The organism is Spartobacteria bacterium UBA695 (assembly GCA_002298145.1).
In the GTDB taxonomy this organism is placed as follows: domain Bacteria; phylum Verrucomicrobiota; class Verrucomicrobiia; order Chthoniobacterales; family Chthoniobacteraceae; genus UBA695.
In genome coordinates this window covers 66,217-89,553 of sequence record DBMP01000025.1, presented here as the reverse complement: position 1 = coordinate 89,553, position 23,337 = coordinate 66,217, and the positions used below count along the sequence as shown (strand labels likewise).

21 protein-coding genes are annotated in these 23,337 nt (G+C 59.4%); 4 read left to right on the top strand and 17 right to left on the bottom strand.

Translation table 11 applies throughout. The features are described 5' to 3' along the window. Nucleotides 1-124: 124 nt before the first annotated feature. Nucleotides 125-1,453 carry a carbohydrate porin gene (locus B2828_RS14445; protein ID WP_479634473.1) on the bottom strand — a complete coding sequence of 443 codons (1,329 nt, stop codon included), beginning with the start codon at nt 1,451-1,453 and terminating at the stop codon, nt 125-127. A 365-nt stretch (nt 1,454-1,818) separates the two neighbouring features. On the opposite strand from B2828_RS14445, the gene B2828_RS14440 reads away from it, so the two are divergent. The 3 genes from B2828_RS14440 (at nt 1,819) to araH (ending at nt 5,465) form a co-directional block, all read left to right on the top strand. Beyond that, complete coding sequence (locus B2828_RS14440; protein WP_479634472.1) at nt 1,819-2,775, top strand: arabinose ABC transporter substrate-binding protein; 957 nt, start codon at nt 1,819-1,821, stop codon at nt 2,773-2,775. Between the two features lie 66 nt (nt 2,776-2,841). Continuing rightward, the gene (araG, locus tag B2828_RS14435; RefSeq protein WP_479634470.1) at nt 2,842-4,341 is read left to right on the top strand and encodes an L-arabinose ABC transporter ATP-binding protein AraG; all 1,500 of its coding nucleotides are present in this window, start codon (nt 2,842-2,844) and stop codon (nt 4,339-4,341) included. A gap of 26 nt (nt 4,342-4,367) precedes the next feature. Beyond that, nucleotides 4,368-5,465 (top strand): L-arabinose ABC transporter permease AraH, encoded by a 1,098-nt coding sequence (gene araH, locus B2828_RS14430; protein WP_479634469.1) that lies wholly within the window; start codon nt 4,368-4,370, stop codon nt 5,463-5,465. Nucleotides 5,466-5,535: 70 nt separating this feature from the next. Here araH and B2828_RS14425 read toward each other — a convergent pair whose 3' ends face one another. Continuing rightward, nucleotides 5,536-6,486: an SGNH/GDSL hydrolase family protein gene (locus B2828_RS14425; RefSeq protein WP_479634468.1), complete on the bottom strand. Its 951-nt coding sequence runs from the start codon at nt 6,484-6,486 to the stop codon at nt 5,536-5,538. A gap of 269 nt (nt 6,487-6,755) precedes the next feature. Between B2828_RS14425 and B2828_RS14420 the strand changes: the two genes are divergently transcribed. After that, complete coding sequence (locus tag B2828_RS14420; RefSeq protein WP_479634467.1) at nt 6,756-7,694, top strand: helix-turn-helix domain-containing protein; 939 nt, start codon at nt 6,756-6,758, stop codon at nt 7,692-7,694. A gap of 97 nt (nt 7,695-7,791) precedes the next feature. Here the strand turns inward: B2828_RS14420 and B2828_RS14415 are convergent, their stop codons facing one another. From B2828_RS14415 to B2828_RS14345, 15 genes are all read right to left on the bottom strand, one after another. Next, nucleotides 7,792-9,915, bottom strand: a complete 2,124-nt coding sequence (locus B2828_RS14415) for a TonB-dependent receptor (protein ID WP_479634466.1) — start codon at nt 9,913-9,915, stop codon at nt 7,792-7,794. A gap of 240 nt (nt 9,916-10,155) precedes the next feature. Continuing rightward, nucleotides 10,156-10,560, bottom strand: coding sequence for a hypothetical protein (locus B2828_RS14410; protein WP_479634465.1), 405 nt, complete (start codon nt 10,558-10,560; stop codon nt 10,156-10,158). A gap of 75 nt (nt 10,561-10,635) precedes the next feature. Next, entirely contained in the window at nt 10,636-10,878 is a 243-nt protein-coding gene (locus B2828_RS14405) for a YezD family protein (RefSeq protein ID WP_479634464.1), read from the bottom strand. A 38-nt stretch (nt 10,879-10,916) separates the two neighbouring features. Then, on the bottom strand, nt 10,917-11,762 hold the full coding sequence (locus B2828_RS14400) for an ABC transporter permease (RefSeq protein WP_479634463.1): 846 nt from the start codon (nt 11,760-11,762) through the stop codon (nt 10,917-10,919). Between the two features lie 52 nt (nt 11,763-11,814). Then, nucleotides 11,815-12,639 (bottom strand): ATP-binding cassette domain-containing protein, encoded by an 825-nt coding sequence (locus B2828_RS14395; RefSeq protein WP_479634462.1) that lies wholly within the window; start codon nt 12,637-12,639, stop codon nt 11,815-11,817. Nucleotides 12,640-12,749: 110 nt separating this feature from the next. Continuing rightward, on the bottom strand, nt 12,750-14,009 hold the full coding sequence (locus tag B2828_RS14390; RefSeq protein WP_479634461.1) for a 2-hydroxyacyl-CoA dehydratase: 1,260 nt from the start codon (nt 14,007-14,009) through the stop codon (nt 12,750-12,752). Continuing rightward, the gene (locus B2828_RS14385; RefSeq protein WP_479634460.1) at nt 13,987-16,059 is read right to left on the bottom strand and encodes a 2-hydroxyacyl-CoA dehydratase; all 2,073 of its coding nucleotides are present in this window, start codon (nt 16,057-16,059) and stop codon (nt 13,987-13,989) included. Before B2828_RS14385 ends, B2828_RS14390 begins: the two co-directional genes overlap by 23 nt. A gap of 31 nt (nt 16,060-16,090) precedes the next feature. After that, nucleotides 16,091-16,795 (bottom strand): ABC transporter ATP-binding protein, encoded by a 705-nt coding sequence (locus B2828_RS14380; RefSeq protein WP_479634459.1) that lies wholly within the window; start codon nt 16,793-16,795, stop codon nt 16,091-16,093. After that, nucleotides 16,792-17,997, bottom strand: a complete 1,206-nt coding sequence (locus B2828_RS14375) for an ABC transporter permease (RefSeq protein WP_479634458.1) — start codon at nt 17,995-17,997, stop codon at nt 16,792-16,794. Before B2828_RS14375 ends, B2828_RS14380 begins: the two co-directional genes overlap by 4 nt. Further along, nucleotides 17,994-18,488, bottom strand: a complete 495-nt coding sequence (locus B2828_RS14370) for a DUF4418 family protein (protein WP_479634457.1) — start codon at nt 18,486-18,488, stop codon at nt 17,994-17,996. The genes B2828_RS14375 and B2828_RS14370 overlap by 4 nt, the downstream gene beginning before the upstream one ends. Nucleotides 18,489-18,703: 215 nt before the next feature. Continuing rightward, nucleotides 18,704-19,486: an ABC transporter ATP-binding protein gene (locus B2828_RS14365; protein ID WP_479634456.1), complete on the bottom strand. Its 783-nt coding sequence runs from the start codon at nt 19,484-19,486 to the stop codon at nt 18,704-18,706. A 94-nt stretch (nt 19,487-19,580) separates the two neighbouring features. Continuing rightward, nucleotides 19,581-20,663 (bottom strand): ABC transporter substrate-binding protein, encoded by a 1,083-nt coding sequence (locus tag B2828_RS14360; protein WP_479634455.1) that lies wholly within the window; start codon nt 20,661-20,663, stop codon nt 19,581-19,583. Nucleotides 20,664-20,696: 33 nt separating this feature from the next. Next, nucleotides 20,697-21,782: an ABC transporter substrate-binding protein gene (locus tag B2828_RS14355; RefSeq protein ID WP_479634454.1), complete on the bottom strand. Its 1,086-nt coding sequence runs from the start codon at nt 21,780-21,782 to the stop codon at nt 20,697-20,699. Nucleotides 21,783-21,808: 26 nt separating this feature from the next. Then, entirely contained in the window at nt 21,809-22,312 is a 504-nt protein-coding gene (locus tag B2828_RS14350; RefSeq protein ID WP_479634453.1) for a pyridoxamine 5'-phosphate oxidase family protein, read from the bottom strand. Nucleotides 22,313-22,342: 30 nt separating this feature from the next. Continuing rightward, a complete protein-coding gene (locus B2828_RS14345; RefSeq protein WP_479634452.1) occupies nt 22,343-23,245 on the bottom strand; it encodes an ABC transporter permease in 903 nt (300 codons plus the stop codon). Nucleotides 23,246-23,337: the final 92 nt, after the last annotated feature.

The following is a 23,337-nucleotide window of genomic DNA, read 5'->3' as shown; positions in this document are numbered from 1 at the left end:
GCGTCCGCGGCGTACGCCCCCTCCCCCCAAAAAAACGGGCGGAGTCGCCGGTCCGGGCAGCCTGTTTGCCCGGTGATCGTGACTCCGCCCGCGGGGGGGTGAATCGGGAATGGTTGTTCTATATCTAGAAAGTCACAAGAACGCGGCAGCCGAGCACCAGCACGTCGTGGTTATCCGTGCCATAGGGGTTGATGATGCCCTGTACGTTGGGCTGAATCGCGGTGAATTTGTTGAGCGCGATTTGATAGCCGAGCTCCAGCACTTTTTCGGCTCCGGACTTCTGCGAAACCGACGCGGTGTAGTCATTGCTGAATTTCCCGTAGGTGAACCCGAAGACGGTCATGTCCGCGGGACGGCTGGGGATCAGCCCTTTGTAGACCGCGCCGCACGCGAATTGATAAGGGATGAGCTGGACGCTTTCCTTCGGTTGGTAGACGAAGTTAGTAAACAGCGAGAGCCCCTGATCCTGCCCGGGGATTGGCCGGTAGACTTGCTGATCAGCGTGCCAGTAGAAGCCGCCGGTATTGGCCGAGAGTTGGCCGTCCTGGAATCTCGTAAACTCCATCGATGAGTAATACGATCCAAACCAGAAGTGGCCGGGCTTTTCGTTGAACGTCGGCGTCCAGCCAAGCTCCGTGATGGCGGAAATGCCGTCGCGTCCCCGGATGCCCCAGTCCATGCCTTGCGCGTTGGTATCGTAAATGCGGTCGCTTGTTTGGAAGAGGCCCGCCTTGATGTAAAAGTCCGTTCCCGCCGGTTTGTAGATCACGCGGCCGCCCCACACAGACCCGGGATAGGAGGAAAAGGCGGTGGTGGTGAAAAAGCTCTTCGGGTTTCCGTCGATGCCGTTGTTTTGGTAGAGCCCGTAGAGCGGCGACGTCGCGAAATCGTCCGTCATCGGGAAGCGGCCCACTTTCACGGAGAGCTGATCGTCGAAGAGTTTTTGCTCAAGGTTGATGCTGTAGAATAGCAGCCGCTGGACGCCGTAGTCCTGCTGCACGGGGTAGAAATTCCCGATCCGTTCCGAGGTCAGGCTGGTGCCGTTGCGGTCAATCCCGGCGATCGTTAGCGTCGCGCCTTTCCAGTTTACCAGCGTTTCGAGATCGAACTTGGCTCCGAAATAAAAGTTGTCGGAATAGCCAAAGCCCGTGCTCTTTTTCCCGCCCACGACGTTGGAGGCCATGTCGGCTTCGTAGGAGGCAAAGAGCCTTACGCCGCTGTGGTTATCGGGGTTGTTGAGGCCGAACCAGTTGCCGGTGAAGCTGTCGCCGTTCCACCAGTTTTCGAAGCTCTGGCCGAGGCCGCAGTGAGCGTCGAGGATTGACTGGGAGGAGAGGTCCTTAGCGCTCTTGGTGTCGCCTCCGGTGCCCGCTTGCGCGCTGGAGAGCAGGCCGATGGAGGCGAGAGTTGCCGATGCGAGTTTACGTAGATACCGAGTGTTTACGTGTTTCATTTGGGGGTTGTTGGGGATGTGGCTGGAACGAGGGGTTTCAGCTGTGAGGGACTCTCGCAGAGTTACGGCGGGATAAAAACTAGTTTGCTACATGACAGTAATGTCACCGGCTAAAAACTATAGACAGAGTGTAAACTAGTGTTAGACAAAAACGACTAGCGATATTTGCCCCGGAACTCCCTGGGCTCGCGCGGTTTTTTGGGGGGCTGCAAGGTGGCGTTACTGTCAAGTAATAATCGTTTTGCACTCCGGGGCGACCGTGCTTAATTTCCAAACAGATCTAATTCTCCTCTCCCCCCCCAAGATCCCACAACCCAATAATCCCCATCCTCCCCCATATGAAACTCCATTCCCTACTTCTGCCAATGACTATGGCAGTCACATTGGTGACCGGTGCCTTTTCCCAGGGTGCCAGCCCGGTAAAGATCGGCTTTATTGTAAAGATGCCCGAACAGCCATGGTTTATCAATGAGCAGAATGCCGCCGAGGAGGTTGGCAAGAAGCTCGGCTTCAGCGTGGTGCGCATCGGCGCCCCGGACGGCGAGAAAGTCATCACCGCCATCGATAACCTCCACTCGCAGGGCGCGCAGGGGTTTGTGATCTGTACGCCGGATGTCCGGCTCGGCCCCGCCGTGGTCGCCAAGGCCCGCGCCTATAACATGAAAGTTGTCAGCGTGGACGACCAGTTTGTCAGCGGCGGCAAGCCGATCGACTCCGTGCCGCACCTGGGCATGTCGGGCTTTAAGATCGGCGTCCAGGTCGGCCAGACCATCTCCGAGGAAATGGCCCGGCGCGGATGGAAGCCCGAGGAAGTCGCCGCAGTGCGCATCACGAACTACGAGCTGCCCACTGCGAAGGAACGCACCGACGGCGCGACCAAGGCGCTCCTCGACGCGGGCTTCAAAAAGGAGAACATCTTCGACGCCCCGCAAAAAACCACCGACACCGAGAGCGCCAACACGGCTTCGGCCCCGGTGTTTGCCAAGCATGCGGCGTTTAAAAAGTGGGTCATCTACGCCCTGAATGAAGAAAGCGTTCTCGGCGGCGTGCGCGCCAGCGAGCAGTTCGGCCTCGATCCGGCGGCCGTCATCGGCGTCGGCATCAACGGCTCCGGCGTTGCGTTTGCGGAATTCCAGAAAGCCCATCCCACCGGCTTCTATGCCACCGTGGCGGTCAGCTCCACCATGCACGGCCGGGCCACCGCAGAGAACCTCTTTAACTGGATTACCAAAGGCGTCGTCCCGCCTGCCAACACTGAGACCGCAGGCACGGTGATGACCCGCGAAAACTGGCAGAAAGTTCGCAGCGATTTGCAGCTCTAATTTTCGCCCCTCCGGCCCCGGCCTGCTTTAATCCCAACGTTTTACTCCAGACAATCTCCCCCCGCTATGGACCAGTCCGATATTCCCCTCCTTGCCGTTGAAGACATCAGCGTCGAGTTCCCCGGCGTCAAGGCGCTCAACTCCGTGAACCTCGAAGTGCGTGGCGGCCAGATCCACGCGCTGATGGGGGAGAACGGGGCGGGAAAATCCACGCTGCTCAAAGTGCTCAGCGGCGTCAACCGCCCCTCCTCGGGCTCGATCTACATCGAAGGCAAAGCCTACACCTTCCGGGGGACGGCCGACGCCATCAAGGCTGGCATCTCCATCATCTACCAGGAGCTTAACCTCGTGCCGCAGATGACCGTGGCGGAGAATCTGCTGCTGGGGCAGTTCCCTGCGCGGCACGGGTTTGTCAACCATGGCGAGATGCTCAAAAGGGCCCTCGAAATCATGGCCAAGCTGGATGAGCCGCTTGATCCCGATGAGAAAGTTGCCAGCCTTTCCATCGGCCAGCGGCAGATGATCGAGATCGGCAAGGCGCTCTTGCGCGATGCGAAAATCATCGCCTTCGACGAGCCCACCAGCAGCCTCTCCGCGAGGGAGACCGAGAACCTCAAGCGGGTCATTCGGCAGCTTCGCCAGGACGGGTGCGCTATTGTTTACGTCACGCATCGCCTGGATGAAGTCTTCGACCTGTGCGACGCCGTGACGGTCTTCCGCGACGGCACCCGCATCCACACCTACACCACCATGGACGGCCTCACCGAGAAGGACCTCGTGCGGGACATGGTCGGACGGTCCATCCAGGACATTTACGGCTACCGTACGCGCCCGCTCGGCGAGCCGCTGCTGGAGGTCGAGGAGCTCACCGGCCCCGGCCTGAGCGCCCCCGTCAGCTTCACCCTGCACCGCAACGAAATCCTCGGCTTCTTCGGCCTGGTCGGCGCGGGCCGCACCGAGTTGATGCGCCTGCTGTGCAGCGCCACCGAACCGACCGGCGGTCGCATTCTCTACCAGGGTGTGCCGGTTCACTTCAACACCCCTCGTGATGCCGTTCGCAGGGGCATCGCCATGTGCCCCGAGGATCGGAAAAAAGAGGGCATCTTTCCGATATGCAGCGTATCGGATAATATCAACATCAGCTCCCGGCGCTTCCAGTCCGGCCCGCTGGGGTGGCTGCATCCGCGCGAGGAAACCCGCGTGGCGCTCGACCAGATTCAGCGCCTGGGTATCCGCACACGCGATCATACTACAAGCATCGTCACGCTCTCCGGCGGCAATCAGCAGAAGGCGATCCTCGGGCGCTGGCTTGCCGATAAGATCGATCTCCTCATCCTCGACGAGCCCACGCGCGGCATCGACGTCGGCGCCCGCCGCGAAATCTACGACATCCTTTACGGCCTCGCCGAAAAGGGCAAGGCGATCATCTTTATCTCCAGCGACCTGCCCGAGGTCATCTCCGTCTGCGACCGCACCGCCGTCATGCGCCATGGCCGCCTCATCAAGACCTTCAGCCGCGACCAGGCCACGCCAGAGAACCTCTTAAGCGAAGCCCTTCCCTCCTAATTCAAATTCAACACCGATCAATCGCTATGGAATCCCCCGCCTTTTCATCCGCATCGCTTGCATCCCGCCGTTCCGAGGTGCCCGCGCCCCTTCCCATCAATCTGGCGCCGCTGACGCCTCCTCCACCCGCCGTCGCGCCCAAGGCCGGGAACGGCGCCTCCGGCATCAGTGCATTGGTTAACAGCATGATCCGGAATTTCGGCATCGTGCTGATCTACGTGATCCTGTTTTCGGCCTTGTCGATCTTCGTGCCGGACTTCCTTAGCTTACGCAATCTGACCGGCCTGCTGCTCTCGGTGACGCTCATCGGAACGATCGCCGCGACGATGATGCTGGTGCTCGCCCTCGGTGAGGTGGATCTTTCCATCGCATCGACCGTCGCCTTCAGCGGCGTCATCGCGGCCCTGGTGACAAGCGCCTCGGGGAGCGTCGTCCTCGGCGTATTGGGGGGCATCGCAGCGGGAGCGCTCGTTGGCATCTTTAACGGCGTGGTGATCGCCAAGCTCGGCATCAACTCGCTTATTACCACGCTCGCCACGATGGAGATCGTTCGCGGCCTGGCCTACATCACCTCGCAAGGGGACGCAGTCGTCATTACCAACGAGAAGTTTTTCCTCCTCGGCTCGACGGTATTCCTCGGCCTGAGCCTGCCGGTCTGGACCATGTTCCTCATGTTCGCCATCTTCGGCGTGGTGCTTAACCGGACGATCTTTGGCAAGAGCGTGCTGGCCATTGGCGGCAATATGCAGGCGGCCCGGCTCGCCGGGTTGGCGGTTGACCGGGTCAAGATTTTGGTCTTCGGCCTCCAGGGTGTCGCAGCCGGTCTCGCTGGCGTGCTGCTGACCTCCCGTATGAGCTTGGGCGACCCGAAGACCTCCGTCGGCCTGGAGCTCGCCGTCATCTCGGCGTGCGTATTGGGCGGCGTCTCGCTGGTCGGTGGCGTGGCCACCGTCTCCGGGGTCGTTGTCGGCGTCCTGATCATGGGCAGCGTGCAAAACGCCCTGGGGCTGCTTAATGTCCCCACCTTCTACCAGTACCTGGTTCGGGGCGGCATCCTGCTGCTGGCCGTTTTGTTCGACCGCTGGCGGATCTCGCTGGCAGCCAAGAAAGTCAGCCGCTCGTAACCAAGCCGAGAAATTCGGCGCGATATTTAAGGCGCTTGCGATCTACGGATGGCGAGCGCCTTTTTTGTTGTCAAAGGATGCTGATTTGGGCGAGGCGGCATTCCGTTCCAGAGCACTCCTCGCGATCCCCGTGAATGACCTCCATCTCAAATCCATGGGGTCCCGGCGGCAGTTCATCGGCAATGATCAGGGCGCGCACCATGCCCCGGGGACCGCTCCAGTCCGGTCGCTCCCGGACGACCGGGGTCCAGGGCCCTTGGTCGATGCGGTAGCGGAATTCGGCAGACTTTTTGCCATAGTCGAAGATAAAAGCCAGCCCGCGGCCGGTAAAATCAAACTCCAGCCGCGCCCCCGGGACATGGGTCTCCCAGACCTGCTCGATATGGTTGGTCTCATGCACTCGCTTCAATATCCAGGGCCCTTGCGTGCGAACCCGGGTTAGGGGCAGTTCGTGGGCGCTTTGCCAATGGAGGGCGGTGAGCGCTTCCGGCAGGCAGCCTGTATCTGAAATGTCCCCAGCGGGAGCCGAGAGTTCTTTTTGCAGAAAAGCGATGATCGCCTCGCCGTAACTCCAACTCCCACGGCTGCCGGGGTGCAAGGCGTCGGGCAGCCATTGCGCCCAAGTCATGCGTCCGGCGCGAACTTCATTGAGCGCGTGCAAGCCCACCCAGACGGAGCCCACGCCATAGTGCTCCGCGAGCTGTTCAAACTCCGCGATGCTCGCCGGTACCTCGCCCGCCATCATCGCCGCATACATTTCCTGGCGAAAGGTATAGACCAGAACGACATCCTGCCCCGTGGCGAGCAGTTTGCGCAAAAGCCCTTCGCGACTGCGGCTGCGCCGTTCTGTCGGGCGCTCGTAGTCGTTGACGGCATATTCCACAAAGGTCAGCTGACAATCGCGCTGGATAATTTCCCGATCCACTCGCAGGCAGCCCGAGTCGCTGCCGGTGGCCCCGATCGCGGCGTTCTCGGTGACAATGGTGGCTTTGGGAAACGTTTCAGCGAACCAATTCGCCACGGGCCACGGCCAGTTCTCCCTACATTCCTCGGTGATGGAACCGCCAATGAAACCAATATGGAGATGCCCCCGCGCCAAGGCCTGCCGTGTCCGCGCCAAACCCCGCCGGTGTCGGATGGTTTGGAGTTGGTCAATAGGTTGGGGTGGGAGCTTCATAGTTTATCACAAGATTCCGGGTAGCGTGACCCGTGGCGCGGGACCTAAAATATCGCGCTGACGGCTGCTGTTTTTCCATAGGTAGATCGCGCAAGAAATTGACTTTTTCGCCCATGAACCATACGGTGCGCGTCGTGCATCTCCTTTATCGTATCCAAATCGAGCGGCGCTATGGGGAGTATTCATTCCCCCCCCACCGGCGGAAAGCCTGGGCGTTTCAAATCATTTTGGAGGGAACCTGTTCGCTTTTGATCCGGAAGGACAATCGCGTCACGGAGGAGCGTATCAAGGGGCCGATTCTCTGCGTTGCGGGGCCGGACTGCGCCCATGTCTGGAGCGGAACAGCGGAAGATCGCTGCCAAGTCATCGTTCTTCATTTTGACCAGGCGGATCCCATTTTGTGTTCCGTGTTGGGGCAGGACGGGTGCCGCTATGTGCGGCTTTCGAAAGGGGATCTTGCCGCCATCCAGGGCCTTTACGAGCGTTGTAGCCAGGTTCGGCGCGCAGCGGGCTTTGCCTCCGAGCGGGTCCACGCTTCGTATAAGAATAATGCCACCAATCTTTCCAAAGAAACCGTTCCGCCCCGCATTCCGCTCGAGGCCGGGCAGAAGGCGGTTTTCTATGCTCCGCTAATCTATGATATCGTTGCCAAGGAGCTTGCGCTGATTTTCCTGAAACACATTCCCCGGGCCGATCTCGGTAGCCTGCCGGATTTTAGTGAAAGCAAGGTGGCGGAAGCGCTGGCTTGGTACGAGGTCAATCTCGCCACGGGGCCGAGTATTCAGGATGTCGCTGCGGCGATTCATATTTCCCCGACGCATTTGCGCCGCCTCTTTCACAAGGTGCGGGGAATGTCTCCGCAAACGGCGTTTACCCACGTGCAGTTTGAACGATCCAAATGGCTGATGCGGGATCGTTCCATGTCGTTTGAACGGGTGGCCGAAAGCTCTGGCTTTGGGAGCGCAAGTGCGTTCTCCAGAACCTTTAAAAAGGAATTCGGGATTTCACCGAAGCAATATCGGATATTACTTAGCCAGCCCGCGCGCCCCTAGAAAGGCATCTCTTCGACCTCTTGCAAGGGGAGCTTGAGGGGTATTTGTCCTTGCCGCAAGGCGGAAAGCCTCACGGCAAGGACGCTGAATGGAGGTTCTAGAACCGCACTGTAACGCTGACGTAGACCGTCCGGCCCATTCCGGCCAGTGACTGAATGATCTCGGTCTTCCCGCTCGCCAGGTAGTTATCGAAATTCACGCCACCCAGGGGCAGGTAGTAGAATTGATCGAAGAGGTTGTTGACCCCGACGTCCAGGCGGATATTGCGCCACTGGTAGCCGGTCCGAAGATTCACCAGCGCATAGCCCGGCGTCGTGGGTTCGCTGCGGAGTTCATCAACGTCGTTTTTCGCATCAACCAGCTGGAGTTCCACGCCGCTGCTCCAGTTCCCGAGGGTTTCATTGAGGCTGAACCGTGCGTTGAGCGGCATCACGTGGTAGAGGCTGCCGCCGGTATCGACCCGCTCTCCATGGAGCCAGCCTGCAACGCCGGTGATTTCGCCCCGGCCAAAGGTTGGGTTTTCCCACAGCCGCTTCTTCAGGGTGAGATCTACTCCGTAGAGGAACGCATCGTGGTTGGCAAATCTGAGCTGATCCAAGGTGTTCCCTGCTTTCTTGACGATGCCGTAGCGGTCGACATCGATGTAATCTTGTACGTAGGAGTAATAGGGCGTAACGCCAACACTCCAGTCCTTTTTCTCTGCATCATGCCAATCCGCTGTGGCGCTAACCGTGTGGGCAGCCTCGGGCTTTAGGTCCAGGTCGCCGGTGTAGTAGTTGCCGTCGTTGAACCAGTTGATCATCATGCTGGCCATTTTCACCTTCGACCAGGCATAGCGTTCGTAGAGGCTGGGCGAGCGGGTCTTGCGGGCGAACCCCAGGGTGTAGGTGCTGTTCTTGTCGGGTTCGTAGGTGGCCTCGGCAGTGGCGTCGAGGTTGAAGTCGGTCTTCTCGTGGTCCTTGCTATTGAAGATCGCGGCGTCGGCGGCATACATGCCGGAGTAGCCGTGCACGTTGCCCGTATCCATCCAGACCGCTTCGGGCCGCACTCCGAGGAGCGTCTTCCACGCTTTGTCCCACTGCGTTTCCCACTCGCCATAGAGGCCGAAGCGGTTGCGCTCGCCGTGGTTGATGCTAACGAACGTGTTCGGGCCCATCATCATCGTGTTGCCGGGAACGGCGGGCCAACGGTCGTCGAGTTCGAAGCGGTGGAATTCGTTGCCCAGGCGCAGGGTGCTGCTCTCGAAGAACGGGATCTCGCTCTTGATGACGTAACCCGTGTTTGTCGCCTTGGTGTTCATCGGCATGTACATCGGGTTGGGGTAGGTCTGCTTATCCTTGCCGATATCCATCTTGTGGGTGACGGTCTGCCAGTAGGCGCGCGCGTCGAGGGTGCCCCAGTCGAAGGTTCCCTTCCAGTCGGCATTGACGAACCCGCCTTTGTTATCAATGAGATCCATCCATTGCCCCACGAATCCTTCGTTGGGGGTCACGGTGATGCCGCCCGACAACGTCACGAGGTTACTCGCATTTTGCGCCGCGAGGGTGACGACGTGATTGGTCGTTTCGTAGTACGTGGAGGGGACTTTGTCGCCATGGCCGTCGTAGTAATCGCTCCCTTTGCTCCACGAGCCGACGTAGCCGAGGCTGACATTCTGGGTCGCTACGGTCGAGGCAACTGTGCCGCCGTAGGAGTTGTTATTGCTTCCATAGAAACCGCTCAGTAGCGACGCGGCATAGAGCCGATTGGTCCCGCTTGCGAAGACGGGCGCCGCGGGCTCGACGATGACCGTGCCGCCGATGCTGTCGCCGCCAAGGCTTACGGGGGTGACCCCGTTGATCACGGTCACCTTGGCCTCGCTGCTCGCTGAGAAGTAGGATAGCGCGGGGTTCATGTGGTTGGGGCAAGCGGAGGAAATCGTCAAGCCGTTGATCTGGACTTTGACGCGTTCATCGGCCAATCCATGCAGCGACGGCGTGGAGGCCAGCGCGCCGTTTTGCTGGAGGGCGACCCCGGGCAGGCCGTCCAATAAGTTGATGGCGCTATCGCCGGGTTGCGAGGGGATGAGGGGCGCTTCGGTAGTAGCCGTTACCACTACCTCTGGCAGCCGTTGGGGCAATGGTTCACCGTTGGAATCAGCGGCGAAGGTTGGGGTAGCCCAGGAAAAAAGCGATGCGGTGAAGAATGATCCCCAACGCGTCAGCGATTTGCGGGGATGCAAAATGAAAAATGAAGATTTCAAAGTAATATAAAATAGTTGAGACGCCAAACCCGTTGGAATGGCGCTAAAAGGTTGTTGGTTGGGGCGCCGGATGCCTGGCATGCGTGCGCGCGAGAATTTATTCCGGCGGAAACGTCGGAATGAGTGGGCGGCAATCGTCACCGCGAGACAGCCCACGTCCGGCGGAATATCCGATATTCCACACGGCTGCGTGGTGCCCTGATGTTAAGCAAGACCGCGTTACGATTGCGCGAGATTCGCCGCCTCTATGGGAACTGGCGAGGGAGGGGGAACGTTGCGCCGGGGAAAGCGCCGCGAGATCGGCTTGGGGTAAGCAAATACAACACAAGCCGGCCATAAGGAGAATTCCCGTTTGGCCAGAAGAAAGTCGCCTACCTTTTTTTCCGCCTTCAAGATCGCTGACTGCTTTTGCTCTTTGCTCCGGCCCTGCGCAATCGCGCGGCACATTTCGCAGGGCGCTTCTCCGCTAAACGTCTTTTCGCAGCCAGCCTCGAGCGACCCTTCTTCCACGGAATAGCTCCAGATCATCTCGGCCCAAGCCACCGTTTGCATCGCAGCCCAATGCCCGCCGATCACGGCGAACATGGCAAGGCACATAAGGATGGATGCGAACTGGCGAACCATGGACAACGGAAACGATCTGTCGTGGGAAAATGTCAGGGGAACAGGCTGTTAGGTAAGTCGTTTCGGAGGATGATATTACCTGCGGGGCGCCAATGACGGTCGCCCGGAGGTGCGGGGTGCTTGACGTTGTTGCGGAGGATCCAGGCGAAGCCGTTCCGTGCTGTCAATTTGAATGACTTTGGAATCCTGGATCACAATCTCGACTTCGCCAAAAAGCATGGAGCCGATGCGGTCCTGTACAATCTCCAGCCATAGCTGAGCCGCGGGCGTTTTGGGTTTAGCGCGTTGATCCAATTTATTCACGAACGTTCTGATCATAGTTAATTTCCCAGGTTTCGAAGTTTTTAGAAGGCGATTTAGCGCACGAGGTTGGCATAGAGTCGTGCGGAGATGAGCGTTAACACCGACACAAAGGCGAGGAGAACCGAGATATCCCAGCCCACTCCAAATAGGCTGGAGCCGCCGTGTACCATCAAGGCACGCAGAGCGTCCACTTCGTAACTCAATGGATTGGCATGGGCGACGACTTTGAGCCACTCGGGCATGACGGCGATGGGATAAATGGCATTGCTGGCGAAGAAGAGCGGCATGGTAAGGACCTGCCCGATCCCCATGAACCGCTCCCGCGATTTGACGATGCAGGCGATGATAAGCGAAAAAGTGGAAAAGCCCATCGCACCCAATAACACTACAAGCGCTGCTCCGAGAAGGGCCGGGAGGTGGAAATTAAGGTGTACGCCCAGCAGCCATGCGAGCAGGTAGACGAATACCCCCTGGATCAAGGCGCGAAGACCGGCCGAAAGGGCTTTGCCGAGCACCAGCACCAGGCGCGGGGTCGGGCTGACGAGGAGTTTGTGCACGATCCCGAGATCGCGCTCCCAGATGACGGCGATGCCGTAAAAGATGGAGACGAATAAGACGCTCTGGGCCAGAATTCCCGGGGCCATGAAATCCGTATACGGAAGGTCGCCAGTGGCCACGGCCCGAAGTTTGGAGAAGACGTTGCCGAAGATTAAAAGCCACAGCGCGGGCTGCACGGCGCGGGAGATCAGGTCGGTCGGGTCTCGGCGCAGTTTGATATATTCTGTTTCGACCAGGGCCATACATTGCCCGGCGAGGCGGGTGAGCCCGGTAAACCGCCCGGCGGGGACGGCAAACGGTTCAGCCCATTCAAGGAGTGTGGCGTTGTTGAGGGATTTCATGAATCGCTAAATTGGGTATTTGCGGTGGGGGCGGGGAGGAGCTTGGCAGCGCCTAGCCCAGGCGGACGAGGCTGCGCCTGCTTTGGGAGATATCGCTAAAGTTGCTCGAGGTTTCCGGTTGTTCTTCGGAATAGCGGGTAAAGACATCGTCCAAAGAGGCGTCCGAAATCCCGAGGGAAAGCTTTAACTCCTCCGGGCTGCCCAAGGCTTTCACTCGGCCGCGGTTCATGATCGCCACGCGGCTACAAAGGGTGTCGGCTTCCTCCATGAAATGGGTGGTCAGGAGGATCGTCATGCCAAGTTCCCGGACGAGCCGTTGAATCTGTTCCCAAATGGACTGGCGCGCGAGCGGATCGAGGCCTACCGTGGGTTCGTCAAGAAAGAGCACTCGGGGGCGATGGAGTAAGGCCAGAGCGATCTCCAAACGGCGAACCATTCCGCCGGAATATCCACGGACCAGGCGATGTGCGGCCTCTTCGAGCCCGGCGAATTTCAGCGCGCCAGCGATGCGTTCGTTGGTGATGCGCCGGGGGACGCCATAGAGCTTCGCGAAGAGGCGCAGATTTTCGAGGGCGGTCAGGCCGCCGTCGGCGGATACCAGTTGAGGCACATAAGCGATCTCCGCACGCACACGACCCGGCTGGTGCACGATATCAAAGCCCGCGATCGTTGCCGTGCCGGAGCTGGGCGGCAGCAAGGTCGTGAGCATCTTGATGACCGTGGATTTTCCCGCTCCGTTAGGCCCCAGCAGGCCGAAGATTTCGCCCGCGCGAATGGAGAGCTGAATATGATCGACTGCGGTGAAATCGCCGTAGGTGCGAGTGAGTTTTTGGAGTTCAATAATGTCCATGAAGTGATGAAATGTGCGGGGGCCCATCGTTGGGAAGGCTTTCAAACAATGGCCTTGCTGTCCCGTTGAAAGGGGCTGTGCACGGAAGGAAACGGCACCAGTTGGCCGTTGGCTCGATCGTTTTTTGGGGCGGATATCTAGTCTGCAAGCATTTCGATAAAAGCCCGCACGCGGGTGATTTGTTCTTCGGTCGGCGGTTCCTCTGCGTGCACGCTGTGTTCCAGCGAGACCATGGGGACGCCCTTCTTTTTGAAATACTCGCGTTCGAGCCCCTGGACGACGCTGCCGTAGGGGCAGCCGGTGACAAACGATGAGATGATGCCTCGGGCCTGGGTTTTATCGACGAGCTCCTCCACCCGCCTGCGGCGCAGCGTGGCCGAAGCCCCCGCGCCTTCGCCTAGCTCGCCTTTGAGCTGCGCATCGAAGAGATAATGCGCGACAGCCTCCAGCGGCGGAATATCTTCGCGAAAGTCTGAGGTGCCATGGATCACCCAGCCGAGAATCACGCCGTTGGATTCTTCGATCACCTTGAGCAATTGAGGCCCCCCGGCGACACCCCCTGCGAGCACTAGCGGAATGGCGGGGCGGCGCTCTGGGTTGAGCGCTGCGGCTTCGATATCCGCGAGGATCTGGTCCACGATGCATTCAAATTTCTCGGGTTGGCCAAAATAATGAGTGGAGCCAAACAAAAGCGCCGAGGTGGGCAGGCTGCTGAGGTAGAATGGCGCTTCGATCCGAAGATCGAGGATGCGCCGCACTTTGGTCATGATGCGGTTCTTGAATTTCAGCTCCGCCGCAAGGCGATCCTGGTCCACGGGTTTGCCTGTGAGCCAAAGGGCGACCTTTTCGAGTTCGTTGACCAGGAAGGCGACGAGATCATCCCGGCGTTCGCCTTGCTTGAAGGCCGAGGCCGCGTCGATGCAATGGAGCTCGTACCCGTCGTGCAGGGAATGTTCCAGGACCATGCTGATTGGTTCGCAGGTCGATCCGAAATAAAGAATGCGCTTGATGGCGTTGTCTTTTCGTAGGTGCAGTCGGCCGATCATCGCTTTGATCATCGAGCAGAATTCCGCGGGAATATGGAAGTGATTCTCGGCCACGGCCTCGGCGTGGAGGCTGTCGTCTTTCCATAGTTCCGCAAAGCCGACGGGAATCGTATCGCAGGCGCGGATGAGCGGGGCTTCCCAGGAGTTGCCACCCCATATGACAGAGTGGCCTTCACGGGCCCATTGCTCAATTTGTTCTAGCGAGTAGCTGGCCGCGAGTTCCCGCAGCGCCTTGACGGCATTTGAATCGGCGGCGGAGAGCGGGGCCGCGACCCGGGGAGCGCGCCGCAGTCTTGGAGCGGTCTGCACGGCGGCCCTCACCGTCGGATCAAGCTTGGATGTGTTGCTCATGATATAGGGTGCGTTTTTCGTTGAGGACTTCGATAAAGGCTTCGATGCGGGTTTTCAGTTGGCCGTGGTCGCTTTGGGAATAGTCGCTGGAGATCTCCATCACGGGCAGGCCCTGGCTCTGGAACTCGGCGATAAAATCCTTTTTGGCGACGCCATAGCAGGCGCAGAATTTTAAGAAGACGTAGATGACGCCGTCGACGGCATATTCCTGGGCGAGCTTGCCGGAGAATTTGATCCCGTCGTCCAGCGGCCTCATTCGCGCGCAGGGGGCCTGGTCGAGGTAGCCGTTGGCGAGCGCCTGGTAGGGGTCGCCGGTTTCGGCGATGCTATGGTAAAATGGCCGCGAACCGGCGCAATGGTCCTCGATCACGACGCGCGCGCCGAGTTCATTCTCGATGATGTCGAGCAAACGGCGGTCTCCATCGGCCATGATGCTGCCGGAGATCATGAGGCGCAGCGGATTCTCCGGGCGCGCCGGAAGGCTCTCGATATGGCGGTAAACTTGTTCAAGCGCCGGGATCAGCCGCTCCACGGGCAGGTAGTAAAAGGCCCGCACGAGGTCGAGATATTCCTTGCCGGAAATGGGCGGGTTAGTTCGTTTGCGAATTTCGGAGATTTGTTTCAGCAACGCGCGGGCGCGGTTGTAGAGCACGATGTTGCGGCTTACGTCCTCTTCTTTGATCGGGGTGCCGGTCAATTGCGCGAGGTCGTCGCGGAAGTTGAGGATCTCCGAGCGGAAGAACGTTCGCGCATCGTCGCTGGCGCGCAGCTTCGGAAGGTTGAGCAGCTTGGTGGGGACGAATTCCTCGATCACCTCCGACGCCCGCTTCATCGTCGCGCAGGTATGGAAGTTGTAGACTTTGTCGAACGACTTGTAGAACGGATCGTTTTCGCGGAAGAAGCCGATGCAGCTCTTGGTGAAATCGCAGAAGACGCTTTGGGTGTAGAATTCCCCCGCTGAGACCGTCTTCGGGCTGCCCGCTTTGACCAAGCGCGAATGCCGCACGCCTGCCGCACTCAAGAGTTCGACCGGGGTGTAGTTGCAGATGTAGCCGACTTTCTTGATGTTCTGCGCGTCGATGAGCGACTGTTGCTCTTCGTCCACGAGAGCCGCGAATTGTTTGAGATCCAGCTTTGCCGCCGTCTTCTTCTTCCTTTTCTTCGCAAGGGCTCGGGTTACGTCGTGGGTTCCCGCGTACTGTTTCCAGGCATGGATGGCCGCGCCGATGGCCCCGGCGAAAATCAGGTCGAGCTTGGCCTTGGTGAATTTCGCGCCGATCTCCTCTTCGAGCACTTTCCACATCCCGACGTTGTTTGAGACGCCGCCGCTGAAAACGATATCCGGCTCGATCCCGATCCGGCCAAGCAGGTTGTGGACCCGCCGGGCGGTGGCGTAGTGAATGCCCGCGGCGATATCCGCGCTGATTGCATCGTTGTTCTCCCGCACGCCACGCGCCCGCAGCGAAATGACTTCGGATTCTGCGAACACCGCGCACTGGCTGCTAACCTGGGCGGGTTTCTCGGATTTCAGGGCCACGGCGCCCAGATCGCGCAGATCGACGCCGAGAATGGAGGCCGCTTTTTCCAGGAACCGTCCGGTGCCCGCGGCGCATTTGTCGTTCATCACAAATTCAACGACCTTGCCTGTGGAGGGATCGATCTTAATGGCCTTGGAGTCCTGCCCGCCGATGTCGATGATCGTGCGCGCCTTGGGGATCAGCGCGTGTGCGCCCATCGCGTGGCAGCTGATTTCTGTAACTACGCGGTATTGGATATCATCGTATTTGAGCGAAATGCGCCCGTAACCGGTGCCGACGATATAGCCAATGCTGGCGCGCCGAATGCCAGAAGCCTTGAGCAGGCGGGTGAGGAGTTCATCGGCCGTCTCCTGCATGAAGAGCCCCGTGGGGATTAGCTCGGTGAATATCTCTTCGCCATTGATGAGGACGCCCTTGGAACCGCGCGACCCGAGGTCGAGGCCCACCACGGGGACGGTGGTGAAAAATTTCCACTCGCCTCCGAGGACGATGTCGTTTGCTTGGTGTTTCATGTTGCCGTTGGTGATAGTCTTTGAAGTTTCGTTAGCGCTCGACCAATACGGGGGAGGGAAGTTGCGCAGGCGGCGTCAGTTTTCCTTCGTGAAGGTTCCAGCGGTTCCCTGCGCGTTTGGCCAGGTGGAAATCGTGAGTTACCAATACGAGCGCGTAGCCTTCATCAGGCAGGGCCAGGAGGAAGTCTGCAACTTGTTCCGCGCGGTGGACGTCGAGATCGTTTGTTGGTTCATCGGCGAGGATGACCGCGGGTCGCAAGAGCAGCGCGCGAGCCAGAGCGGCGCGTCGTTTTTGCCCGACGCTGAGCTGATGCGGAAGAAACCCCGCTCGCTCGCCCAATCCCAGGCGGTCAAGTAATTCCCGGGCGGCGGGGCGTTTCTCGCGCGCTTTCCCGGCGAGGAGCGCGGGGAGCAGGACGTTGTCGAGCACCGAGAGCGAGCCGACCAACTGCGCCGTTTGAAATACGAAGCCGTAGAAGGTGTTTCGTAACCGGGAGCGTTCCGTGTCAGAGAGCTTTGCCGCGTCGCGCCCGCCGACCAGGACCCGGCCGGAGCTAGGTTGCAGCAACAAAGCCAGGAGGGTCAGCAGCGTGGTCTTGCCGCTGCCCGAGGGGCCGACAACTGTCGTGACCTCGCCGGAGCGAATTTGCAGCGAGACGTTGGCGAGAATCGTTTCCGCGCCGAAAGAGCGGGAGACATTTTCCGCTTCAAGAACGATGGAGGATTCTGTTTTCAATCAATATCTCCTTGCGCCATGGTTAGGGCGGGTTCGAGTTGAGATACCCGCAGCGCGGGGGCCGCTGCGGAGAGAAAGCCGATCGAGCTGTAAATGCCGAGGATCGCCACCGCAGCCGCTACCAGCAGCGCCAAGCCCGGGGGGACGAAGGGCAATGCATTCTGTGCCGTGAGGTGGGCCTGTGCGAGACGGTACAAGCCGCAACCGAGCGGCAACCCCACCGCCGCACCGGCCAAGGCGAGGGTCACCGCTTCGCCGATAATCAGCTCCGCCAGGCCTAGCTTAGTTGCGCCGAGGGCCCGGTAGAGCGCCCATTCCCCCTTGCGATCCCACGCGGCAGAGGAGAAGTGCCCCAGCAGGTACGCGATGCCGCCCAGCGCGGTAAAGATTCCCGCCGAGGCCAGGATCAGGACAAACGAATCCATCAGGCGCTTGAGCCGTTGAAAGGTGTCCGCCGCGCGAATGACTTTCACGGGCCCCATATCCTCCAGTGCCTGCGCAATTTCCCTGACCTGGCGCGGATCATCCACTTCGATCAGCAGGGCCGAGATCAATCCGCGCGGATCACCTGCTTCCTGCCAGACCGGTTTCAGCGCCTCGGAGTCAGCGGCCAGAGCCTGCGCCGAGTCGATTGGCATGAGAATGGAGTGGTCGAGAGATGTGCCCGTGGGTTCAAGCCGGTAGGCAAGGCGGAAGATGCTGCCCAGCAATTCGATCAGAGAGCCGGGTCGGCTGATACCACCCATGATTTCCGATCCGATAATCACCTCGTCGGCATCCAAGTGATCACGACCATTGGGCGACATTCCCGCAAGCCTTCCGATAACAGCCTTTTCGATGCCGATGAGGCGGGTTTCCGAGCCAACCGAGCAGCAATCCAACCGTAGCGATTGGGTGAAAAACTGGCCATCAACCCGCTTAACCCCGGGCACCTTTGCCGCCAGCGCGCTGTACTTTTTATCCATGTAGACGCTCAGCGGCGAGCCCGCAAACAACGCCTTGTCTGGGTCTACAGTAGCATTGGATGGTACTACAAGAAGATCGGCTCCCAGCCGTTGGCGTCCCCGTTCCAAGCCCTTATCAAGCCCCTCGTAGAGCAGGAAAACGGCGAACAATAAACCCGCGCCGATGGCCACGCCGATTGTTGCCGCCAGCGATTGCCAGCGCCGCCGCAGCAGACCGTTGATAATGAGCCGGATCATAGCCTGGCCTCCCTCGATGTTTTTCCCTGGCCTTCCCAGGGGTCGGGTGGGGCCGCGTGTTTCCCCGGAATCCGTGCGCGAACGGCGATGAATAGGCCCTCAATGGCCAGCAGCGCAGCCCAGAGCCAGATCCAGTGGGCCGTATGATGGCAGGCCATTTCCGCGCGGCCGCACAAGCCGATGCCCCACGGCTGGGTTACGGAAACCGCCAGCAAGCTGAAGATCACAAGTACCACGCCGACCACGCGGCGCGCCTCACCGTGGCGTACAATCCATAGCAGCCCCGCTACGAGCACTGCTGCCGCCGCGATGAGAAATTCCGCCTGGAACGTCCAATGGCATCGCATCGGCACCGCCCCGCCTGCTGCGGTCGTGATTTGATGATCGCAAGGCGGAACGAACCGGGGCGTCAATAGCAGGGCGAGGGTGAGCGCCGTAGCCAGGAGGTTCGGGATCCAGCTTGATGCCGAGGTGAGGTCTTTTGATGCCATAAAATGAAGAAGGCGCTATTTCCCTCCGTTTTCCCGCTCGCAGCAGGAGGGGAGGGGGGCTTTTCGCTCAACGGTCGCTGGGGCTGTGGCTGCGGGTTGTGGATTGTTCCAGCCGTGGCTCAACGCAAGTGCTGTCCCAACAGAAAACAGGGTGGCGAAGAGAAAATAGAAGGTCCATTTCATACGGTTTGTCTTTTTGCCGATAATCCGGAGCGTCAAATTTCGTAAGTGAAGATGTCTTTGTTATTGAGGTGAAATTCCTCCAGCAGCTCTCGCTTAATGGCGAGAAAATCGGGGTGACTGCGGTTCCTCGGTCGGGCGAGCGGAACCGGGATGATCTTCTTGATGCGGCCCGGTCGGTGGGACATCAGGATCACCACATCGCTGAGATAGACTGCTTCCTCAACATCGTGGGTCACCATTACCATCGTGGTTTTTTCATCGAGCCAGATTTTCTCCAGCTCGCTGTGCATGTGCATTCGCGTGATGGCATCCAGGGCGCCGAAGGGTTCATCGAGTAGCAGGATTTTCGGCTTGTTGACCAATGCGCGAGCGATCGCCGCACGCTGGGCCATGCCGCCGGAGATCTGGGCCGGGTAAGCTTTGGCGAATTTTTTGAGGCCGACCAGCGCGAGGTAGCGCTCGACCAATTCGCGCCGCTCGGCAGCGGGTCGCGAAACGAGGCCGAAGCCGACATTCTCTTCGATGGTGAGCCAGGGCAGCAGGCGGTGTTCCTGGAAGATCACGCCTTTGTCCTTACTGGGGCCCTTGATGTCTTTTCCGTCCAACTCGATGCTTCCGTCGAAATCATTCTCCAACCCGGCCACGATTCTTAGCAGCGTGGTTTTGCCACAGCCGCTGGTGCCGACAATCGACGCGAACTGGCCTTTGCGGATTTTGAGATCCACGTTTTCCAGCGCGGTGACGGCCAGGCGGTCGGTGTTGAAGGTTTTGGTCAGCCGGTTGATTTCCAGCCCGATTTGATGCGAGTTGCTCATGCGATACGATGGGTTGCTAGGGCCAAGGCCGTGACCGGCGGGAAGAGCTTTTTCAGGGTTCTCCCGCCAGCCACGCTTCGCCCGGCATTAACTGCTAGTTGTCCAAACTGCCAAGCGCCTCTTCGAGGAAGTGAGGGGCTGCCCAGTCCCTTACGTCGAAGTCATGGGTGAGGTATCCGTGGTCGCGGAGGAAATTCTTTTCGATCTCGATGCCCGCTAGGTTTTTTGGCGAGAGATTGGGAACGAAGTCGAGCCCCGCTATGGCGCGGGCCGTGGCCGCGACCGTCGGGTGGAAGGTCACGCGATGCAGGATCGCCGCCGCCGCCTCCCGGTTGGCGTTGATCCACCGCCCCGCCCGTATGGCGGCCCGCAGATAGGCCACCACGACTTCCGGATGCTGTTCGGAAAATTCCGTGTTGATCGCGGCTGTGATAGGACCATTGGCCACCTGAAGCGTCCAGTCATCCCGGCGACTCAGGTCTTCGATGACTTTAAATTCGCCGCTCTCCACCAGCGCCTGCGTGCGTCCGCTATGGCTGTAGATGGCATCGACGACCCCCTCCCGCAGCGCCTGCACTTCCGCGCCGCCGTCCGCGAGCCTTCGGCCCGAGCTCTGAGCCCAAAGCTCGGACGGCTTCGATGCCGGTTCGAACCGATGATCATCGGCATCCTTGATGTCGACAATCTCGACCTCCTCGCGCTTGAGCCCGGAGAGGGCCAGGGCGTTAAGGATTCCCTTCTCGGCGGTGCCGCGAACGAAGTCGATTTTGGCGGTGTTCAGGCTTTGGAAGAGACCGATCTTGCGGCCTTTCAAATCGGCCACGCGCCAGATGTCTGAAAGCGCCCGGACGAGGATTTGCCCGCCGGTATGCGTGCCGGTCAGGGCGATGAGCCGGGTGCTGGTCAGGTCGGCCCGGGCCTGGATGGTCGGGATCGCCCCGCCGTCGCGGATCAAGTTCGGCAGCGAATGGGTGTAGTGCGGGATCCAGCCCTTGTTGTCGGGAAGCGAGCGCAGGTAAACGGCCTTTGCGCCGACTTTCTTGAACTCGTCGTCGAGCCAGCCGAGTTCAACGGCGACATTGGCGGCGTTGAAGACGGGGCAGATTGTATATAAGACCTCGGTGAGGCCGTGAATCGCCGCGGGCTTGGGTGCGGCTTCCAATGATGTGAAACTCATAGGATCGGATTGGGTATGCGATTTTTCGTGCGGCTAGAGCGACCGCAGCGCTTCCTCGAGGAAACTGTTGTCAGCCCATTCCTTGACGTTGAAGTCATTGCGAATATAGCCATGCTTTAGGAGGAATTGTTTCTCGATCTCGATGCCTGCGAGGTTTTTCGCCGAGAGGTTCGGTACAAAGCGGTAGCGCTGGAGCTCCTGCTTCAGGATGCACTTGCCAGCCCAGTGCGAAATGATGTCGCCGAAAATGTCGGCCGCTTCATCGCGGTGCACGTCCACCCAGCGGCCCGCCTTGATCGCGGCGCGCAGGTAGGCGACGACGACTTCGGGATGCTCTTCGGCGAGTTCTTCGCTGACGGTGATCGTGAAGGGTGAATTAGCCACTTGCAGCGTCCAGTCCGGGCGCAGCCCGAGGTCTTCAATGACCTTGACCTGGCCGTCGCGCTCGAACACATGGGCTCGGCCGCGGTTCGCGTAAATCGCGTCGACGTCGCCTGCCAGCAGCGCGTCAATCTCCGCGCCAAAGTGCGGGCCAGGCCCACTCCACGTGCCCCGGAAACGTTCGCCCGGGTTTTTTGTGGGAGCGTCCGAGGGGTAATCCGGCCCGCTCACCTCCAGATTGACGATCTCGACATCCGAGGTCTTCAAACCGGCGAGATCCAAGGCGAGCACAATGCCGCGCTCGGCCGTGGCGCGCCAGAAGTCGACGCGGTCTGTCTTGACGCGCTTGTAGAGCCCGATTTTGCGGCCTTTGAGGTCCGCGACTTTGTTGATGCCTGAATCGACGCGGACAAGAATTTGCCCGCCGTCGTTGGAGAAGGTCAGGCCGATCAATTTTGTGCGCTGGCCCTCGGAGCGGGCGTGAATGGCAGGAATGTTACCGCCGTCGCGGAATTGATTGGGCAGCGTGTGGTTGAAGTGCGAAAGCCATTCGGCGCTCGGTAGAGACCAAAGGTACTTCGAGGATGCACCGACTTTTTCCAGTTCAGTATCCAATAAGCCCTGGTGGACGGCGATGTGCGAGGCCACGAGGACCGGGCAGATGGTGTAGATCGCTTCCGTAACCTGCACGGAGGCGGTTTGTATTTGGGGATCAAGTTCCAACGTAGATGTGCTCATGATGGTTTGCTAGTTTAAGGTAAAAACTAAAGAATGATTTCCCGGACGGCGGTTGGCCCGGCGCCGAAGCTGTAGTCGAGGTATTTGACCTCGGTAGTGCGAATAATGTAGATCCCGGTATCGGTCAGTTCACCGCGTTCGACGCGGGTCTTGAAGCGGGGATTGCGGGCACTCAGGAGTTCGACGGCCTTCTGATATTCAGGGCCGTCTGTTAATTCCTCTGCCCGGCCGATGATTGCGACGTTTTTGAACGCTTCGAGCTTCTGGTTTTCGTGCTGAAAGAAGAAGTTGACGAGATTGTTGCTCGCGATATGGCGGGATTTGGCGGCCGCCTTGCGGGTGGAGAAAATGACGTTGATTCCGTCCGGGGCGAAGCTGCCCATTACGCGCAGAACGGGCGCGCCGTCCTCACGCACGGTTGCCAGCGTGGCCCATTGGGTTTGGTTGATATAGTCGGGTACGACTTGTGATAATAGGGCGGTTTCGGTAAGGGAATCCGCCGTGGTGGGTTGATTTGTAGATGTGCTCATATAAAATATTATTTGTAAAAATGGGTGGGTTTAGCCTGCGAAGCCTTTCTTCCAACGAAGTAGGTTGTTTTCGATTTTGCGCAGGGCGACGTCGACGAGGTAGCCGACTGCGCCAATGATGACGATCACGACAAAGAGCTGTGCGGTGAGCAGCATCTCCTGGGCGCGCGTTAGTAGAAAGCCGAGGCCGACGCGCGAGCCGAGCATTTCGGCCACGATGACGGTCGCCCAGGCCAGCCCGGCTCCGTAGCGCAAGCCGACAAAGATGGAAGGCAGCGCCGCCGGGAGAATGACTCTGCGTAGAAGCAGCGCTTGGTTGTACTCAAAGATACTGGCGACCTCGATATACTTTTTCGATACGCCGCGAATTCCCTGGAGCGTATTTAAGAATACCGGAAAAAACACGGCTTTGCCGATCATCACGCTTTTCGCAAACAGGCTGATGCCGATCCACAGTACCAGGAGCGGAAGCCAGGCCAGCGGCGGAACCTGGCGAAAGGCGTTGAGTGTGGTGCCTAAAAATCGCTCTACTGAATGCGAGAGCCCCGCGCCGATGCCAGTTAAAAGACCGAGCACGGCTCCGAGCGAGAACCCCAGGACCACCTCAATCGCGCTTGCGCGGAAATCGAGCAGCAAGTCTTGATTGACCAGCAGATCGTAAAATGATTCGGCAACTTCTCTTGGCCCGGGAAGAAATACGGGCTTGACCCAGTGGAGCTGGGTGGAGATTTCCCAAAGCAACAGGATCCCCACGGGAAGGGCCCAGTCCAGGGACTTATCTTTCAATAACGCCAGTACCGGCTTGATCTTCGCCAGCGCGCGGCGAATGCGCCAATAGTAACCGGCGGTATTGGGGTGTCCCACATACTCCTTGGGTTTAGCCGGGACCGCGCTGACGTTGCGGGCCAGCAATTGTATATTTTCAGCACTCATAAGTATCTCGTTGCAGTTGTCGAACCGGAGGCAGGCGCTTCGCCCCATTCTTTTTTGGGAATGGAGCGAAGCCCCTCCTTCATCATGCGATG